Origin of the sequence: Phascolarctobacterium succinatutens, assembly GCF_023497905.1 — a bacterium.
Taxonomy (GTDB): Bacteria; Bacillota; Negativicutes; order Acidaminococcales; family Acidaminococcaceae; genus Phascolarctobacterium_A; species Phascolarctobacterium_A succinatutens.
Map to the genome: position 1 here is coordinate 2,298,542 of NZ_CP097284.1, position 19,726 is coordinate 2,318,267.

Consider the following 19,726-nt stretch of genomic DNA (forward strand, 5'->3'; position numbering starts at 1 on the left):
ACTCGTCGAAGGCTTTTGTTATGGTTTAGTGGTTAGCTTCTGTCATAGAAGTATTCTTTAGATAATATTTCTTGCTTCTATTTTTACCATCTGACACAATGATATCCATTTTAGAAAATTTAGCTAAATATCGCCTTGTTGTTGCCTCAGGCATTCCAGCTGCTTCGGCAACAACTTTAGTAGTAACAAAATCATGCTGTTTTGCAAGCGTCATCAAGACATTAAAAAAGCATTTCTCTTTTTCATTTAATTTATCGCTCACTTTAGTGGTTCCATAATTTACATTCTTCAAAATAACTCTAAAACTACTTCCATCTGAATAAAATATAGGCTTTAAAGACTCATTGTAACCTGGAAGTTTTTCTATTTCACTGATAATCTTTTTCAGACCACTACCTCTACGTTCCATAAATTTCATTCTATGAAACAAATCTGCTATAACCGGATTACGTCTCATAGAGCCAATATCAGCTATAGTATGTTCCTGTACTGCTTTACCGTCGAACATCCCGCCAGGTGAGCTAATTTCTAATCTATCATCATACATATCAATATGTACTTCACTACCTAATACAATATAATCTCTATGAATCAGAGCATTTACCAAAGCCTCCGTCACAGCACGTTCAGTATAATCAGGCTTATCAACCCTATATTCTACATCTTTATAAAAACGTACTTTAGAATTATTTTTTATAAAATCAGAGGCACTTCTAAATAAGTATATCAGATTTCCTTCAAACTCTTTATCATCCAAAGCATCATCAAAAACAGATCCCTTTTCCAAACCATTCCATCTTGTACAAAAAACACGTGAATTATAAACTATATACTAGTCTGCAAACAACCTTCCCGCATTAGTAAGATAACCCTTTTTATTTACAAGGCAAAAAGAAAAATAATCCTTAGGCTCCATTTTCAATAAAGTCCGTTCATAATACGTTGCTTCAAGCAGAGTAAAACTATAATCTTCCTTTTTTACATCACTTGTTAAAGCATCAAATGACTGATTTTTACCTTTCAAAATCAGTTCATTAAGAATGTAATCTGGAGCAACAATGCTTTCGTTACCTATTCTAACATAAGCCTCCCTAATCCCATCAGCTTTGTAATAATACGGAGCTGCTCTCCCTGCTTCAATAGTAAGAATCAGAACGCTCTTTTCCTGTTCTTTTTCTAATGTAAGAATAAATTGCGGAGTAGGTGTAATACGCGTCTTAATCAAATCACTTATAGCTTCCGCACTTTTTTGCGCATCAATTATACCAACAATTTCACCGCTATCATCAATACCAAAAATCAGCTTTCTACCAATACCATTAGCAAAAGCACTGACACTTTTCAACCAACTTTTTGGCTTTTTAGTCTCCAATTCTCTCTTGAAATCACATTCCGTAGTTTCAGCAAGCGGATACAGCATTCTTCCAACATCCTCCGAAATTAATTTGATTTCATTATATCATATTACCATCTAACAAACACCTGTTAAATCCAAGCTAGAGTCATTTCTATAATCCCCCTAAATCTACCTTTATGGGGTTCCAATATAAACCTAAAACAGGACGCTGATATATAAGCTCAATTAAGCAATACATATTAGCTAAACATAACAATCAATATATATGCTTTTTTGAGGCTGGGTTTTGTCCCAGCCTCTTTTGACGTATGAGAGAATTTTTTAACGCTTGCTTGTTTTACGCTTACTTTTATCCTGATATTTCTCCTTTAAAACTTTCAAATACTTATCATAAGCAGTAGGCATATCCTCAATAGACATAAGATAAATATCTTTAAACATATCCGGTTCTTTATCTATTAATAAAGCTCCACTATAACCACCATCTTTAGGAAACTGCGCAATATCACGATCATTGGTCAAGTTGTTATATGCAAACGCTTTGCCTTCAGCTTTTCTTTTTTTAGCATAGCATAATGCAAAATATTCAGCTATAGACTCTTGAGTCCATCCTTGTTTCAAAAATGCTTTTCTACTATAAAACCAGCGTCCACTCTTTGTCATAGTATCAGCATAATGCCACGCATGTTGCATTTCATGTGCTATAACGTTTATTAGCAACTCCATTCTAGCTTCAGCATTAGTGCATTCGTTGCTTATTTTATCATAACTCAAACTTCGCAGGTAAAAATCCCCTGCACCCCTTGAAAGTCCAGGCTTTGTAAACAGAAAAATAGCATGAGTCTTGCCAGTTTGGTATAATTATGTTGGCTCAAAAACATACCAAGCACCGGAGGCTCATGCTATGAAAAGTATATCACAAACCACCCAGCAGATGGAATCCATCTCGAAGAAAACTTCGGCGTTCTTCCGTCGTTATCATGTCGGCCAGATTCTGCGCGCGGCCAACGCTTGCAAGCTCAAAGGATTTTCCTCCATTCTCGTTTTCCTCGTGCTCGTAAGCATCATCTTCGAGAACCGCTCGCTCTATATGCAGCGCCGACTTCACGAGGATTCGCTGCCGTTCGGCAAGGACACGGCTTACCGCTTCTTGAACTCCTGCCACACGAACTGGCGCAAGTTCACGCTGCTTCTTGCGGCGCGGATCATCAACGAAACCATCAAGCCGCTGACGGATGCCGGCCGGCGTTGTGCCATCGTCGTCGACGATTCGCTCTTCAGCCGCTCGCGTTCCAAGCGCGTGGAACTCTTGGCGAACGTCTACGACCATGTGAGCCGCCGCTATACGAAGGGCTTCCGCTTGCTCGTCCTCGGCTGGACGGACGGGAACACGTTCCTGCCACTCACGTTCTGCCTTCTTTCAACCTCGAAGGAAAAGAACCGGCTCAATGAGGCCAGCGCATCCGTCGATGCAAGAAGCAACGGCGGAAAGCAGCGCAAGCTCGCGCAGATGGAAGCGCCAGCCGTCGTCCTCAATTTGTTGCAGGAGGTCAAGGCGACAGGAATCCCCGCGCAGTACGTCCTCTTCGACACATGGTTCTGCTCGCCGTCGTCGCTGAAAGCCATCCATGACCTCGGCTATGACGTCACCGCTATGGCAAAGAAGAGCAAGAAGGTGCGCTACCCCTGCGAAGGGAAGATCTCGAACGTCAAGGCCATCTACAAGGAACACAAGAAACGCCGCGGACGCTCGCGTTACCTCCTGTCCGTCGATGCTGTCGCGACGAAACAGGGAGAATCCCTCGTGCCTGTGCGATTGGTCTTCGTGCGGAACCGCAACAAGCGGAAGGATTATCTCGTCCTCGTCACGACAGACCTCTCGCTTTCGGAGGAAGAAGTCATCCAGCTCTACGGGAAGCGCTGGGGCATCGAGGTGTTCTTCAAAGCGTGCAAGTCCTACCTGCGGCTCGGCAAGGATTGTCGTTCCGTCTCCTACGATGCGATGACGGCGCATGTCGCCGTCGTCTGCACACGATATATGCTCCTGGCTGTCGAGGAACGTGAGAACACGGATGGGCGAAGCCTCGGCGAGCTCTTCTATCTGGGGCTTGATGAGCTTCCGGACTTGAAGTACATGGAAGCGCTTCGCCTCGTGTTGCAGGAGTTTGCGGAGCAGCTTCGGGCAGAATATCCGTCAGAAGTCTTGCTGGTCGAATCGCTCTTGGAACGATTCCTGAACGATCTGCCCGCTCTTTGGATGAGTCGTCTGCGTGCACAGAAGTGTGCGTGAATGGCTTTCGACATTCAGTTCAAGCTGATTTATCAAGGCATACGGGATGTTTTCCGTGTGCGAAGTTTGAGTCATAATATATGCGTATTTCACAAACACCACTGCCTTTAGGTTCAAAATACCCAAGCGTTATAAACGAGTTGCGAAGCACATCCAATGCTTCATCAACATATTTACATATTTCAGCAACAGCTCTGTTTTTGTAACCCTTTAATTCCTCTAATATTTTATCATGAAGATAATCCACTTCTTCTGAAAAATCATTATTTAACAGTAAAGAATAGAATCGGTCAATATTTTTGATTTTATCAGTACTGATAGAAGTTTGCCTTATTGCTTCCATTGTCTTTTCTTTTAACTGTTTAATCTGCTTCAGTAAACTATCTTCACCAGGTTTTTCAGATCCATTATCTATATAAACTTTACATTCCAACCCTTCTCTTTGGGGAACAATATTCCCTAACTCACGAAACTTAAATTTTTCGTCCCTAAATTTCATGATTTTATTAATTGCAGCTTCTATTTTCTTTATTTCATTAACTTTAGCTCTACTATTATTAATTACCGGGAAGCCAGTAAATTTAATAGCTTTCTTGCTGGCACTAAAAACATTTTCCCTAACTACTGAATTCGCATTAGTCTCTGCGTAAATTCCTATATTCATATCAGACGGAGTATAATACACAGGCCACCAAAATGCATTTTTCCATACAGGATTGCACTGTTCAGTCAACACCAATACAGGATATCTGTCTCTAAGATTTTTAGCCAAAAGACCTTCATTATTACCATCATCAGGTGCATCTTGGTATGTATCTGTATTACCTCTTTTCTTTTTCATGCCAATTTGACGATTTCTTCTAACAATCAAAGCCACTTTATCGCATTGACTAGTAGAAAATAAAAATGGGCTTTCAATATCAGCAAAAACACTGCATTTTGTTTCTAGTTGATCTGGCTCTATCATATCGTAGCAATAACGCAATAATTCTAAAGCTTTATCTTTATCAATAAGCAAATACATACTATCGTCTATATCTAGTCCTTTTTTATAATCTGTTTGCTTACTGCAGTGCAGTTCTTCTACAATCTCATCTATTTTGTTCTTTAATCTTGTAGTTCTTTTTACAGTAAAGCCAACCGGCAAATAACGTTTTTCCGGTAAAATAGTCTTAATATCCGAAGCTGCAATTTTAACTTTTGAACAAGCAATTATCTTATTTCCAGATTCCAGGTAAACCACACTGCCACCTTTTTGTCTTTGCATGCGTTCACGCAAAATACAGTCTCGTTCCATAATATCAGTCATATTATTTAACAGTCTTGCTGTAGTATAAAATCTGGTAACAGAAAGAAGGTTTTCACTACGATAGCCAAACATTCGACAATGTTGCATAACTGTATCCTGTTGCATCTGTTTAGGATCGCGACCATAGAAAAAGCTAATTAATGAAGGTATAGTTATTCCTCTATCTAATACTTGTCCTCCTACAAAAATCGTCAAGGAATTTTCCAATTTCAGCTCACCCGTATTTGCATCAAGAAGTTTTTCTATATCTTTATCACTATTAACTTCTTTAATGTCAACCTCTGTGATAATTCCTTCCAAATCTCCGTCTTCATCTTTATAGGCTATTACTCTTGCAACTTCATTCATCGATGGTAAGTTTATAACATTATATGCTTTAACAGACTGTGCCAAATCAGCATAAGATATTTGGAGATATTCTTTTATTAAGGAGCTATCTATATCGCGTTCAAGTTCTCTACGAATAATATCAAAGCCATTTTCTATAAAATCCTTTTCATGTTTATGTAATTTTTTATTGATGGAAGCATGCATAACCGCTGAAACATAATAATCTCTGCAACCCTCTTGTAACTGTATAATTGCAGTACCTACCAAAACGTCAAAAATCCATTTTCTTAGCGTTGGCAACGCATATTTAGCTCCGTTCAGTTCCAAAAAATTTTCTGGTTTTACTACACGCTTATCTGTTAACGCAATATTTTTGCCACTATTTTTCTTGGTGCCATTAAGTAAATCCATTTCTTCCTGTGGAACTATGTACGGCAAATACATAGCCTTATGATAATTATCTGAGTACTCATCTTGCGAATCCATGAAGTAATACTTTCCACCAATATATCCCTGGCCAGTAGGTAATACAACTGTGCGCTCCGGTTTTATAGGCATTATATCTTCATTGCTAAAAGCATCAGGCTGCAAATATAAAGCATAAGGAGTTGCTGTAACCTGCATCAACACATGACGAACTTCACTGTTCACACAATTCTTACGAGCAGTGTTTACAGCGCCAGATACTCTTCTTAATGTCAAATCATCTGCTTTTCCTTCATATCCTATAGAGGTAATATCAGCTTCATCATCAACAATCAGTATTCTTTTATATTTATTAGAAGCAACAATTTCATTTATCAAGCGAATCATTCTATCTACATTATCAGCTTGTTTTTTTACAACTATTATTCTTTTCTTCTCCGGATAGCGCTTCAAAAACTGTCTTACAATCTTTTGCTTACCGGCTTCTGTAGTCTCACTGCCAAAGTCTATATCAAGAATATTTTGAGCTACAACATCACCAATATTACTTTTACCTGACTTTACTTCAGCAAATTCAGCCATCATCCTGCTAACAGTCTGTTGAACCAATGCTTTACTGCATTTAGTTAAAATAATGGTCATATCAAAGTCGTTATCAAAGCACAAAGCCATTAATCCAATAAAAGCCCTCGTCTTACCAGATTGAATACTACCAAGCATCATAATAGGATGATAGTCATCCTGATTAAGGTTATTCAAACACAAAGAACCTAATTCCTCAATTCTCTCTTTCAGCTCATCTGTATACTTATCAGGTTTAGATACAACTATTGTTTTATAAATTCTGCCATCTGTGTTCATAAACATTCTCCTTGTATTTACGATGAATTATCTTTGCTCATTTTGCCAAGTATTTTGCAATAAATATTTCTATAGCAAATTACCATATACATTTATTTTATAACTTTACTTACTAAAAATCAACCTTGTCATAAATAAGCGTTCTATGACCAGCATACTACAATTTTACCTGAAAATAAAAAATTGTAATCTGTTCATTTAACTACTAACTGCATAAAAAATACGCAACAGCCCTTAGTATCTGTTGCGTATAAAAATTTTATTTTTTATTTCTTAAATTTTACAGCTTCTGTAATGCCTTCTACCCTACATTACAGCTGCAGGATGAAGAATTCATCTTTAATATTTTTTCTGTCATTGCTGAGGGCAACCAGGACTCTGTTATCAGGCATATTTGCCAGGTTTACACATGCACCGATGCTGGTTTCCTTATTATCGGTCAAATCCTTATAACTTACGGTACCAACCAGAGTGCCGGTGTTCTTTCTGTAAATCTGCAGCTGCTGCTTGTCTACAGAGGAATCGCTGACTACCAGATATTCATCAGTCAAAGCTATATCGGTTAAGGAATTGATGGCATTGCTATCTTCACGTTTTTCCTTGCCGATGACGCGTTTTTGCTTGCCATTAAAGTCATAAACGCTTACCAAGCCTACATCCTGGGTGCCGATACGCGCATTGCCGCCAACATAGAAATCACCGTTTCTGTCTGCAACAACGCTCTGCGGAATATTGATTTTATCCTTGTCGGCAGCATCACGGCTTCTGGATTCCTTACGTACTGTGCCCAAATCCTTGCCTACTCTGTAGCCATTGCGAAGATCAACCTTTCTCATTTCGCCCTGGTTCATCCAGATCAAAGCCTTGTCAGCATTGCCCTTAGGAATTACAACAAGGTTATTGAAGCGTCCTTGTGCCTCTTCAATACGTTTGGTTTCACTATCGAAATAGTTGAGTCTCATCCTCTTATTGGTATAGAAAATGCCTCTGGTTCCGTCGGAAGAAATCTTAGCATTACCGGACATAGAATCAACATTATTGTCCAACATGCGCAGACCATCTTTATCCCACCGCATCTGAACGAGTCTGTCCTTAATATTGGCATAAATCATATCTCTGCCGACAACAGCCACCCTCATACCCTTGCTATAAGTATTTTGCAAATGCAGATTAGAATTATTCTTCAGAGTAAAGAGCTTAAAGGTTTTAATACCGACCTTAACATCCTTATTCGGCAGATCTTTCAAATCAGCAGCAATCGGTTTCGGTTTAGGGGGCTCGCTGGTGCCTTTGTCGCCCCCGCCGCAGCCGGCAATAAAGCTGCAGGCCAGCAGTCCGGCCAAAATTCCCATCGCAATACGTTTCTTCAACATAACAATCATCTCCTCATTTTACTATGGAAAAGCTTTTTATTTGATTACAATACGGCCATCGCCGTAAGGATTAGCATATTGCTCGCCAACCTTGCCATTCAGATGATTCTGCAGATATTCCATAATCGTATCTGCGTCGCTCATCATTTCGTCCTGCACCAGATGCGCTCCCTTGAACATCGTCATGCCGTCACCGCCGGATTTCAGCATATAGGAGGTGCCGCCAACGGTGTATTTTTTCTTAACGTCTAACGGTTTGCCGTCAATTTTAACATCGCTTACGCGACGGGCACCGGCAACACGCACGAAGTTGCCCTTGGCATCAAGCTCGATAGAGGAAGGAACAGCGCTGTCAATCGTGTAGCTCAGTCCGGATACCTGCATAAAGCCGCCGCTTTCTTCAGGATAGCTGATAGCGCCCATCTCCAGAGCATCCAGAATCTGTTGGCCGTTTACCTCTAAAACTACGCACATGTTACCGAAGGGGAAGGCCTCCAGCAAATCGTTGTAGCTGATTACGCCGGTTTTGATTTCGTTGCGGATGCTGCCGCCGTTTACCAGAACTACGTCGCAATCAAGCACTGCTCGATAGGCATCGGCAACAAAGTCACCCAAGCTGCATTCACGGTTGCGCACGATGCGCCCACCGGTTGCAGGATCATTGCTGCGCAGCTGTACCAAGGCTTCGCCCACAGGCTGCTTCAGCAAAGGCTCATAGGTCTTTATTTCCTGGGCAATAACTCTTGCAATATTGGCGTCCTTGTCGTTGGATTCGGTAATCAGCTGACTCTTCAGCTTGCCGTTGGGAGTAATTACCAGCTCGCCTACAGTTTTCAACTTAGTACCGGTCTGTGCCAGCAGCACGTCCTTACCTACCTTATTTTTAACCATACGGGTGAAACGCTCGTGAGAGTGTCCGTCGATAACAGCGTCTACGCCCTGAGTGTTTTTAGCAACGCTTTCGCTGCTCCACTGCGGAGTAGTGCCGTCCATGCCCAAATGACCTACGATAAATACATAGTCCGCGCCGTCCTTGCGTGCCTTGTCGACATTCTTCTGCAGCTGCTTGTACAGTTTATTACCGGTTTTATCCTCGCAGAAGCTGTAAATATACTTGCCCTTCTCATTTTGGAAGAAGGTAGGCGTGGAGGTTGTCAGGCTTTCCGGTGTGCTCGCACCCACAAAGGCTACCTTGGTATCCTCATACTGCATAATTTTGTAGCCCGGCAGAACCTGCTTGTTGTTGCCTGCATAAACAAAATTTGCGCAATAATAGCCTGCACGCTGCAGCGGCACCAGCTCCAGGAAGCGGTCCATGCCGTAGTCAAATTCATGATTACCGGGAATACAGAAGTCATAGCCCAGATAATTCATAATATCGACAACTGCCAGACCACGGGACAGCTTGCCGATAGGTGCGCCCTGAATAGCATCGCCTGCATCCACCAGCGCTACGTTCGGCGTTCTTGCCAGGGCATCCTTTTTAATCTGCGCCAGACCGGCAAAGCCGATATTATCATTAATACCGCAATGGATATCATTAGTATGCAGAATAACAATGTCGTGCTCCAGCGCCCACGCCATCAGCGGAGCGGAAACAGTCATTGCTGCAGTCACCAAAAACAGCGATGTTTTTTTCCAGAACTTTTTCATATACACCACTTCCTTCCATCTTTTGTAATTATATTATAAGCAAGAAGCAGCAAAAGCGCCCCACCCCAAAGGCTGATTTCGGGTAGGGTGAGGCAAAAAAACAGGCTTTTCAGCGTATTTTCCGATTATTTCGGCCTTAGCATACAAAAACGCAGCCTACCGGAAGCACCGGAAGGCTGCTGGTTTTATTATGCTATTGTTTTTTCAGCTGAATTATTCTCAGGCCCACGGATCATCTGCTGCCGGAGTCTGGATACCGCTAAGCAGTCCCTTGTAATCCCACAGGAACCATTCGCCGGTAGAAGCCTTTTGGCGCACAGTCATCGGGCGCGAGCTGTCGGCACCGCCGCAGGAAATCAGGAAGCGTGCATAGCCTTCCTCCTGATAGGTATAGGCATTGGTTTTAATCTCTACGGTATACGGCATATCCGGCTGATAGTTATTCGCCGGAGTTGCACCCATAAAGTAGGAGCGCATCAGATACTGTCTGCCGCGGAAGCGGTCTGCGAGGAACTGTTCATCTCTTTTAGGTACCGGTCTTGGTCCCAGCAGCTTGTTGAGCATAGCAATAGCCTCTGCCGGATTGGTTTCGTAGCGAGCCAATGCTGCCACGGTATAAGCCGCTACCTGCTGAGCATCTGTTTCCGGTCCGATTTCAGCTGCCGATTGCGGCAGATTCTGGAAAATGACACGTCTGGTTTTTTCCTGTTTCTCCACTTTATTCACCGCCCTGTTAATAGTATTATCAATGGTTCTGTCGATCATTCTGTCTACGCCGATTCTTCTGTTCCAGTCAAGAGCTTCTGCAGATTGCAATTGTCCCGCCAAAAGCATTACGCAGCAAGCTAATACAATACCTTTCTTCATTTGTTGCACCTCCTCAGAATCATCCTACGCTGTTAGATACGCAGGCATGTTTCCTTACAAGCTCATTGTACAACGGAATGTGCTAAAGCACCCCACCCAAACTGCCGATTTCGGGTAGGATGAGTAAAATTTTTCTGTTTTTCAAGGAAATTTCTGCCTAAAGCAGCAGTTCAGCATTGTCATACACAGCAATCTCAGTAACCGCATAAGCGCCACCATCATTGCCAAAATCGTGCGCAAGCATCTGCGGCTTACTCATCAGCCAAATCGTAAATTTTCCTTACCGTGCCGTCATCGGCAACATTATAAATCAGCCTGCCGCTTTTCTCTACCAGATAGCGCGCATCCTTAAATTGCACCGGATTAGGAGCATCTGGATCTCCCGCCTTAGTCATAGTATGATAGCTGTAACGCTTGTCAACATCCGGATACAAAGCCTTTTCTTGTTCCCACTGATAATCCCAGAAGCTGAAATGGCAATTGTTTCTGTCCAGCAAATTAACATTCGGCTCCAACACCAGCTGCAAGAACAGCATCGCTACGTTCCAGGGCATTTCCGTTTCACCCTGCACAAAGCGAGTACCTCTTTTGTTGCTTCTTTCATAGGTACCGGCCAGGGACGGCAGCACCCGATTATTACCCTCAGGCTCACCCAAAATCCAGGCACCGTACAGCTTGCTCTGCGCCTGATATCCCTGCGGATTACTCAAAGCATACTTTTCATAAAGCGGCATACTATATCTGTACCGAGAAGGATAACCCATACCATTTTCATAGCTTGCAAGATTCGGCACATGCAGATAACCGATAAAACGCTCACCGTCATGCGCAAAACGCACCACACCGCTCGCCTCGGTCTCAAAGCGGTAATGGTCATCCTGCCATTCAACGCTGTGCACCTTCAAATCCATTAAAACGCCGCGCGTAGTTTCATACTCCATAGCACCACCCTCAACATGAGTAGCAGGATTATACATCTCATAATAATCAGCCCGCGCAACCGACATCCACCCGCACAACAGCAGCGCACCGCACGCCAAAGCACATAAAAGCTTCTTCATAAGCTCACCTCCAAACAACAAGCAAGCACCCGCAAGAAAGGTAATACACTACACTAACGCACACAACCCCCTTCCGCCTCACTACGTTCGGCACCTTCCCCGAGGGGGCAGGCAAGAAGGTTAGCAGAACACCAGCACGAGCAATTAACATATCGTGTAAGGAATAGCAATTTTAGCAAATGAGTGCTTGGAACCATAGAAGCAAGGGTACGTAACATTCTTTTACCGTCTGACAAATTGTACCGATGCTTCGTCCTGGTTCCGCACGAAATTTGCGTTATGCCCTAAGGCATAGGAAAATTGCTACTGACTGAAACGATATTTAATTGCGACGCACAAGCAACCCATTTTTCAACATCAAAAAGACCCCTGCTCCGCAATATTAACTTACGTTGCAAGGACCTCAAACTCAACTCACAGCCTCAACCCATAGCATCATTGCTGCACAACATCTTAATCTCACCATCAACCGTCACACGATACGCATCCCACAAATTCGGATGCACATAATAAGTCATAACCAGCTCATCATTCTTATTATAAACATAAACCCCAAAATAATCGCCGGCATCCTGCGGCAGATACGAATTAAAAACGCTGTTCGGATCCTCGGCAAAACGACTGCCATAGCCAAACCAATAATCCTTACTGCTCAAATCCAAACCGGTATTCTTCACATTCAGCTTACGCAGAAAATACATCGCCATAGTATAATCCTCTTCCGCCTGCATTCCCTCAAACCTATAAGTACCGCCGATATCAGGCTCACTCACCTTAGTAATACCCATCTCGCGTGCATCAATCGTCGGCAGCAGCACAACCTGCTTACCATCTTGCACTCTGGCCTCGCAAACAAGCGGCTGAGAGCCATAACCAAAATAACGTGTATCCTCACCATGACGGCCCACATCAAAAGAATAATCCTCTAATACCAGCGAACCGTTCTCCAGCATACCCACGCCCTTAAACATCGGCGCATTACCGTCCTGCAAATCATAAGTAACAACAGAAGCAAAAATGCCGGACTGCGTATAAATCAGATGCAAAGAAGCATTATCCCTGCCATTCGCACCATAACGCATATACGGATATGCACCATAAGATGCTGCCATCGCTGTTGCGCTGACAAGCAGCAGCAGGCAGAACATCAGCAAGCTAAATAATCTCTTCATCGCCGCACCTCTATCTCTCAACCTCACTTAGCAGCAGGCTTCCGTCCTCACCACTGATAGCAATACCGAAAACACGCTCCCTGCCCAAAGAATCGCGCACCGCAATACCGTTGCGCGGGAAGGACTCGGAATCACGCATCACAATAATAATCGGCTCCGTCGCACGCAGGAAATCCTTATAATAAATAGACTGCACGTTAAAAACAGGATAGCCCTCAGCGCTCACCTCACGCAAATCCAGCGCCACAACCTGAAAATCAGGGAAATCCACCGAACTCGTCACTACAGCCTTCGCCGGCTCAAAAGCATCCGGCATTCTCACAACCTCGCAGGCCGCAGGATTAACATGAGCATCCTTCAGCCAGCACACATGCAGCATGCTTTGAGTAGACTCCGGCGCACTGTTGGCCTGAGCACTGCCCCAACCGCCAAACAAACCAATCCCAAGCGCCAATAACATTGCACCTAAAAATCTTTTACACATAAAAAACACCTCCAAAGTTTTTTACATCAAATATTAAATTCCTTCAGGAAATACACCTTACTCAATCTCCTGCAGATAAATACTGCCGTCCTTACCGCTTTGCAGAATCGCAAACCTGCGCTCCCTGCCTGCATCATCCTTAAAGCTGATACCGTTCTTGGGAATAGTTTCCAGGCTCTCCAGATGCAGCACCAGCTTTTCATCAGCCATCAGCAAATCCTTGCTGTAAACGCTCTTGCCGGAAGCAAGCTCCAGCAGGCGGAACTCTTCCAGATTTCTCGTACTGCGGAAAATTACATCCGCACCCTTAAATGGATTAGGCACGGAAACCTGCTCGTACTTGGAAAGATCAAACTTTGCATCCTGCAGCTCGTGTACGCCCATGCATTCCAGATACTGCATCGCCAGGCCCTTAAAGCCTCTCTGCTTGCATTCCTTCAACGGCAACAGCTCAAGCTTCACGCTGTCACCGGCCATCTCTGCGCCCATATCAAAGAAATCATCCGCAGTCATATTCGTCTTTTGCGAAGCAGCCACATCATCTCTGCCCACATCGTTACGGTAGACATCAAGGCCGTTGACAGCCGCATTACCGTTCTTTGAACGGGTAAAATACATATCAACGCATCTTTTATTACCGTTCGGCAGCAAATCCTCCAGCACCAGCACATAGTCTGTATTACTGCTGTTGCCACGCATCAGCAGCATATTGTTCGGCAACAGCTGCAGATTGCTGCGTGCCCAGCCCTCATCAACAAATTTTATCTTACCGTCAACAAAGGTATAGACAGCATAGATATCCTTGCCATAATAGCCCTTGCCCTGCTTTTCGTTATCCAAGATAGCAAAAATCAGCTCCGGCACCTTGTCATTATTGATATCCTGCAGCGTATAGCCAAGCATGTTCAACGCATCAACGTAACCCATACGATCCCGCAGCTCATAAATTCCGGTCATGCCCTGCTGCGGCACTTTACCCATATCGCCATCATTCACAAAATTATAGATCCCCTCCACCAGCTTGCCGTATTCGCGCTCATAGGCAGGCACCTTCGCCACAGCTGTTGCAGCTTCCTCCACCTTCGTGGCCTTGGGCTGCGTTGCTGCAGCCTGCTTATCCGAACCGCAGCCATTCAGCAGCATTGCCAATGAAGCCAGCAGCATTGCTCCAACTAAAACATTTTTACAGCTTTTCTTCAACATCTCCATCCCTCCGCTTCCCACTTTGCAGCTAATCTTTTATACCTATATTGTACTCTAAAAAAAACTAAAGCGCCCTACCCGAAAGTACAAATTCGGGTAGGGCGCGAGCTTTAAATCACAAAATTATTGCTTACAGCTTGTTGAATACATCCTCAACCATCTTCCAAATTTTAGCGCGGTCTACAGCGTAAACAATCTTCGCATTCTGAGCACCCTCAGGAGCAGCGCCACGGAAGCCCATAGTCTGACCGTAGCCATAGCCGTATTGGTCATCAACATCAATCGGCAGAGTTTCGGATTCCAGAATTACGGACGGATCAATAGCAACTGCTGCTGCCAGAACGTCCCAAATGTAGTTTTTGAAGGACGGATCCTTGCGGAACATCGGGGTAGCATAATGGCTTTCCCACATAGCCTTGAAGCGGTCGCTCTTAATGCGGCTTTCCAGATCCTTAAAATCATTGTGGCTCATCAGTTCCTTGCTGCAAACATCCAGCGGCAGGAAGATTTGCTCCTTCCAAGGAGCGCGGTAAGCCTTTTTAGCGGTTTCCGGATCAATCCAAACGTTGAATTCGGAGGTCGGCATTACGTTGCCTTCGCAGAAGAAAGCGCCTGCCATATAAACAACGCGTTTAGCCAGCGGAGCGATTTCCGGAGCCTTGTCCAGAGCAGCTGCCAGATTAGCACCGCTGCCGATAGCAACGATGGTTACTTCGCCCGGATGCTTTTTGATAGTATCAATGATGAAATCAGCAGCATGTTCCTTTTGCGGGTTCATAACAGGCTCATCATTATAATTCTTGCGGTATTCAGCCTGCCAGGATACCGGCTGAGGATAGCCTGCAGCGCCCAGATGGGAGTCATGGCCACGGCCGTAAATGCGTTTTTCTTCCTTCATGTTAGCGAAACGGTCCTTGCGGACGGTTTCATTAACGCCCATATATACAGGGATATCGGTGCGGCCGATGCCCTCCAGCTGACGGATAGCGGAAGCGGTACCGGTTTCAACCCAGGTATTGCCTATAACGATGGTAACACCCTTCAGGTCCATTTTGGGAGATTCGGCAAGCATCATCATAGCGATGCCGTCATCAAACAAATCTACCATATCTGCGTCCAGAATAACCTTTTCGCGTGCTGCAGCCTCAGCAGACAGCGGAGCAGTCATAGCGCCAACGCCCATGCACATGGAAAGCAGCAGGCAACCACATAAGCTGGTTAATTTTTTCATTTTCATTTTCATTACCTCCTAAAATCTCTAATTCTATAAATTTCCGCACAGAATGCAGATTTTACCTTAATCAATCTCCTCCAGATAAACACTGCCGTCCATAACCTTCGCCCGAATCGCAAACTTGCGCAGGCTGCCGGTGTCGTCCCTGAAGCAGATACCGTTCTTGATAACAGTTTCATAGTCAAGCTCAGGATCAGTTTCAAAGCTTTCCAGATGCAGCACCAGCTTTTCTTCCGGTTTCAGCAGTCCTTTGCTGTAGATAACTCTGCTGCTGTCACCCTGCAAATCCAGCACTTCAAAGCTCGCCAGAGAAGTATTACTGCTAAACAACACTTCTGCTCCCTGGGAGGGATTATCCACATAAACATGCTCATATGCGGAAAGATCTACCCTATTATCCTGCAGCTCATGCAAGCCCATACAGTTAAGATGCTGCATTACCAGTCCCTTAAAGCCACGGCTGCTGTATTCCGCAAGCGGTAAAAGCTCGAGCTTTTGGGCACCAAGGTCAATATTCATCATATCGTCAAAGTGCATGGAGGTTTTTTGGGTAACAAAGGTATCATTTAAATCTAAATATTTTCGGTAAACATTACATCTGCCATCCTCAACTTTTGTATAGAAGGTTTGTCCCTGACGCAAACTGCCGTCCCGCAGCAAATCCTTCATTTCCAGCATCCATTCCATATCGTTATCGTCGATACAGGTGCGCTTGCTCAGCATATCTTGAGGAAGCAGACGCAGTCGGCTGCGCGACCAGCCCTCGTCAACAAATTTTATCTTACCATCAACAAAGGTATAGACAGCATATATATCCCGGCCATAATAGCCCTTGCCCTCAGGATAATCAATCAGACCCAAAATCAGCTCCGGCACCTTATCATTATTGATATCCTGCAGCGTATAGCCGACACTGCTTACGCCCTGACCAGGATCATTATGACCCTCCAGCTCCTCAAAGCCTATCAATCCCTGCGCCGGCAGTCCGGCAGTATTACCCGTGGTCAAATAATCGCAGACACCCTCCACAATTTTCATATATTCCTGCTCGTAGGCAGGCATAGCAGCGGCTTCTGCCTTAGGCATAGCGAGCAGCGAGTCTGCTTTTTTGTCAGAGCTGTCACTGCCCAGGAGCATGGTCAACCCGGTAAGCAGTAATGCACCCAGCAAAATCTTTTTCCAGCTTTCTTTCAGCATATCAATCCCTCCGCTTCCTGTTGCCTGCTTTGCAGCTGATTGTTTACACCTATAGTCTAGCCTAAAAAAAGCAAAAGCGCCCCACCCGAAAGGGTGATTTCGGGTAGGAGAAGGGGGGGATTTTGAGGATTTTGAGGGAGTTTTTTGAGATTTTAGGTTATATTTCCGCTAAACTGAAGTGGTAAACTTATTTTAGACACAGAGGGGGTATTTTTTGTACAGATAATATATAATGGAATACACCAATATATATATCACTGAACAAGGAATACTTCAGTCTAAACAGGAGGTTTACCATGAAATACACTAAACAAGAAAAATTAGACATTGGTCGACGAATATATGACAGTGAGATTACTCGCTATCAAGCTGCAGAGTTATATAAAATTTGCGAAGGTACAGCACGCACTTATATGCGTATGTACAGAGATGCAAATAACCTGCCTGCAAAAAATTGTAAACAACAAAAATGTAATATAATACGTCCCGATTCCCCAGCACTTTCTGCAAATACGGATGACTTTCAATCCATGACCAAGGAAGAATTAATTCGTGAATTGCTTAAAGCAAGAATTGCAGAAGCCAGATTAAAAAAAGGCTATGCGGTGAAAGGGGATGGTACAGTAATTCTATACGGCAAGAAGAATACCAAGTAGTATTAGAGCTTTCCGGAGAATTTCCAGTAAAACTTATATGCGAAACCATGAATATCCAGCGCAGTAGTTTCTATGCTTGGAAAAAGAAGCTTGCGCATCCTTCTACAAGAATGAAGAGCCTGCTTAGCAATATTTTACTTTTTAAAGAGTACCATGCTAAGTTTCCTTCTCATGGGTATCGTTGGCTTAACGCTAAGATTCGTTTGGATACTGGTCTTGTACTTTCAGATGCATATGCACATAAGTGCTGTAAAATCACTGGCATTAAGAGTCAAGCCAAGCATTATAAATACAAAAAGCCAGGAGATTCATACCGTGTTTTTCCTAATCTGCTTATGACAGAAATACAGATTGACGGACCACTGCAATGTATTGTAAGCGATATGACTGCTTTTTATGTAAAAGGGATCTATTATGAGCTAACATTGTATATGGATCTTTGGAATAATGAAATTGTAAGCCATTCTCTATCTTCCAAACGTGGTGACCGTATGACATATATTAGCGGTCTGGAGGATTTAATTGCTTTAAAGAAGCAGTATCCGGAATATGAAATGATCTTGCATTCAGACCAAGGATCTGTTTACACATCTAAGGCATTTAACGACTTGTTGCCAATGTATAGCATTACTCATTCCATGTCTCGTGCCGGAACACCTACCGACAATGCAGCAATGGAAGCGATTAATGGTTGGATAAAGGCAGAAATGTTTACCGATTTTCATGTAACAGGCGAAAGGCCTGTTGTAGATGAAGTAAAAGAATATATTCACTTCTTTAATGAACAGCGTCCAGCTTATTCGTTAAACTATCTGACGCCAACTCAATATCGCAAGTTGCATTACGAACGGATATCTGACTAACAGATAATTTTTTGTTGTATATTTTTTTATGATTTGTGTCTAAAATTTGTTGACTAGTGCAAACTTCCGACGTGCTTGCGCAAAAAATACGAAAACCCCGTATTTCACCGGGTTCGGTAAATCACGAGGTTTGATTTTAATTATTCTCTTTCGTATCAGACTTGTTCTGCCTTTAATTCTTCTATTTTCTCTATTGGCAATGTAGTAGCCTTGGCGATATCCTGCACAGAAAGGCCCATACTTATAAGACGCTTGGCAGTAGCAATGTTTGCTTTTGCTTCGCCCTCACGCCTTTCATCTAATAGACGTGCTTCCATTAGCATATATTCTCGCCTCACTTTCGTATCAAGCTTCAGATAGCTGATTTCATCGTCAATCTGCTTGGTGAAATCGCTATTTACAATGTGGTTGTTTACATAATCATAAAAGCTTTTGATATCCTTGGAAATATCGCCATGCGTACCCTTAGTATTCAACAGCATGGTGGTTGCTTCATCTTGAAGCTCCAGCTCCAGATTTTCAAGGCAACGCTTTTTAAAGGTGTAGACATAATTACCCTTTGCAAAGAAATCAAACACACAGATAAAAATCACATAGGTCGGTGGCAGCAAATCATATTCCTGTCCCTGCTGCAACAAATCAATATCAAGCAGCGCCTGATAATAGCGTGAACGCTTGGGCAGGACAAAGGCTTTGGTGTGGGGATTTTTATTATTCTTTACCTGCATTTCCAAATTGTAATGCGTGTTTTTGTCATCCTCCACTATTATATCCAGACGGATGCCACGGCTTGTGTAGTCGGGTTCAAGCGATTTTTCGGCTTCAAGGTAGTTGATATCGGCAATCTTAATCTGCAGTAATTCCTCCAACAGATGGATGCAGATGCGCTTGCGCGACATTACCTTCTTGAAGATGAAGTCGCTTTGGATTGTCAGATTCTCAAATTTTTTTGCCAGGTCTTGCATAAGATCTCTCTTTTCATTTTAGCACAGATGCAATAAAAAATACATAAGCAGTTATCAAGGCGCTAAAAAACAAAAAAAGAGCAGTACGCTGACGATTAGAAATCGTCAGTATGTACTACTCTTAGAATGTACCATGTAAATGGCCTTGCTTAAGCTTCTGCAGATAAGGTGTATCTGCAGGATATACTGCTTATTTAATTGTCCGCAGGTAAATCAGCCCGAAGCGAAATTTAGTTACAGTTTTCAAGAACTTAATTTAAGTTTACTTGAATTTGAGGTGGATGTCAAGAGAGAACACGGCTTGTGCCTGCCCCTCAGGTAAGGTGCCGAACGTAGTGAGGCGGAAAGGAGCTACGAGCAGACGGAAGGGTTGTGTAAGCTATGACTTTGGGAAGAAAGGTAATCCTCTCCTTGGGGAAAGGTGG

The 19,726-nt window shown here is 43.4% G+C and carries 15 protein-coding genes and 1 pseudogene; 3 read left to right on the top strand and 13 right to left on the bottom strand.

The window, feature by feature from the left end:
• Positions 1-25: 25 nt before the first annotated feature.
• Together M5E81_RS11465 and M5E81_RS11095 are read right to left on the bottom strand one after the other, a co-directional pair.
• Positions 26-1,420: pseudogene (locus tag M5E81_RS11465) on the bottom strand (ATP-binding protein).
• A gap of 258 nt (positions 1,421-1,678) precedes the next feature.
• The gene (locus M5E81_RS11095) at positions 1,679-2,131 is read right to left on the bottom strand and encodes a hypothetical protein (RefSeq protein ID WP_249747527.1); all 453 of its coding nucleotides are present in this window, start codon (positions 2,129-2,131) and stop codon (positions 1,679-1,681) included.
• Positions 2,132-2,261: 130 nt separating this feature from the next.
• Here M5E81_RS11095 and M5E81_RS11100 point away from each other — a divergent pair, with 130 nt between their 5' ends.
• The gene (locus tag M5E81_RS11100) at positions 2,262-3,647 is read left to right on the top strand and encodes an IS4 family transposase (protein WP_249747014.1); all 1,386 of its coding nucleotides are present in this window, start codon (positions 2,262-2,264) and stop codon (positions 3,645-3,647) included.
• Positions 3,648-3,666: 19 nt separating this feature from the next.
• Here M5E81_RS11100 and M5E81_RS11105 read toward each other — a convergent pair whose 3' ends face one another.
• The 10 genes from M5E81_RS11105 to M5E81_RS11150 all read right to left on the bottom strand — a co-directional run bounded on the left by M5E81_RS11105 (position 3,667) and on the right by M5E81_RS11150 (position 16,817).
• The gene (locus M5E81_RS11105) at positions 3,667-6,573 is read right to left on the bottom strand and encodes a Z1 domain-containing protein (RefSeq protein ID WP_249747528.1); all 2,907 of its coding nucleotides are present in this window, start codon (positions 6,571-6,573) and stop codon (positions 3,667-3,669) included.
• Between the two features lie 311 nt (positions 6,574-6,884).
• Positions 6,885-7,946, bottom strand: a complete 1,062-nt coding sequence (locus M5E81_RS11110) for an NHL repeat-containing protein (protein WP_249747529.1) — start codon at positions 7,944-7,946, stop codon at positions 6,885-6,887.
• A gap of 36 nt (positions 7,947-7,982) precedes the next feature.
• A complete protein-coding gene (locus M5E81_RS11115; protein WP_009145500.1) occupies positions 7,983-9,599 on the bottom strand; it encodes a bifunctional metallophosphatase/5'-nucleotidase in 1,617 nt (538 codons plus the stop codon).
• A gap of 219 nt (positions 9,600-9,818) precedes the next feature.
• Positions 9,819-10,466: a DUF6935 domain-containing protein gene (locus M5E81_RS11120; protein ID WP_249747530.1), complete on the bottom strand. Its 648-nt coding sequence runs from the start codon at positions 10,464-10,466 to the stop codon at positions 9,819-9,821.
• A gap of 251 nt (positions 10,467-10,717) precedes the next feature.
• On the bottom strand, positions 10,718-11,527 hold the full coding sequence (locus M5E81_RS11125) for a hypothetical protein (protein ID WP_249747531.1): 810 nt from the start codon (positions 11,525-11,527) through the stop codon (positions 10,718-10,720).
• Positions 11,528-11,949: 422 nt separating this feature from the next.
• Complete coding sequence (locus tag M5E81_RS11130; protein ID WP_009145497.1) at positions 11,950-12,699, bottom strand: hypothetical protein; 750 nt, start codon at positions 12,697-12,699, stop codon at positions 11,950-11,952.
• Positions 12,700-12,709: 10 nt separating this feature from the next.
• Complete coding sequence (locus M5E81_RS11135; RefSeq protein WP_009145496.1) at positions 12,710-13,183, bottom strand: hypothetical protein; 474 nt, start codon at positions 13,181-13,183, stop codon at positions 12,710-12,712.
• A 57-nt stretch (positions 13,184-13,240) separates the two neighbouring features.
• Positions 13,241-14,386 (bottom strand): hypothetical protein, encoded by a 1,146-nt coding sequence (locus M5E81_RS11140; protein WP_249747532.1) that lies wholly within the window; start codon positions 14,384-14,386, stop codon positions 13,241-13,243.
• A gap of 130 nt (positions 14,387-14,516) precedes the next feature.
• A complete protein-coding gene (locus tag M5E81_RS11145) occupies positions 14,517-15,623 on the bottom strand; it encodes a nucleoside hydrolase (RefSeq protein WP_249747533.1) in 1,107 nt (368 codons plus the stop codon).
• Between the two features lie 60 nt (positions 15,624-15,683).
• Positions 15,684-16,817 (bottom strand): hypothetical protein, encoded by a 1,134-nt coding sequence (locus M5E81_RS11150; RefSeq protein WP_249747534.1) that lies wholly within the window; start codon positions 16,815-16,817, stop codon positions 15,684-15,686.
• A gap of 296 nt (positions 16,818-17,113) precedes the next feature.
• Between M5E81_RS11150 and M5E81_RS11155 the strand changes: the two genes are divergently transcribed.
• Together M5E81_RS11155 and M5E81_RS11160 are read left to right on the top strand one after the other, a co-directional pair.
• Positions 17,114-17,473, top strand: a complete 360-nt coding sequence (locus tag M5E81_RS11155) for a hypothetical protein (RefSeq protein ID WP_009145279.1) — start codon at positions 17,114-17,116, stop codon at positions 17,471-17,473.
• Positions 17,449-18,336, top strand: a complete 888-nt coding sequence (locus M5E81_RS11160; RefSeq protein WP_040565032.1) for an IS3 family transposase — start codon at positions 17,449-17,451, stop codon at positions 18,334-18,336. The genes M5E81_RS11155 and M5E81_RS11160 overlap by 25 nt, the downstream gene beginning before the upstream one ends.
• A 155-nt stretch (positions 18,337-18,491) precedes the next feature.
• Here the strand turns inward: M5E81_RS11160 and M5E81_RS11165 are convergent, their stop codons facing one another.
• Positions 18,492-19,301, bottom strand: a complete 810-nt coding sequence (locus M5E81_RS11165; protein WP_249747535.1) for an Rpn family recombination-promoting nuclease/putative transposase — start codon at positions 19,299-19,301, stop codon at positions 18,492-18,494.
• Positions 19,302-19,726 lie beyond the last annotated feature (425 nt).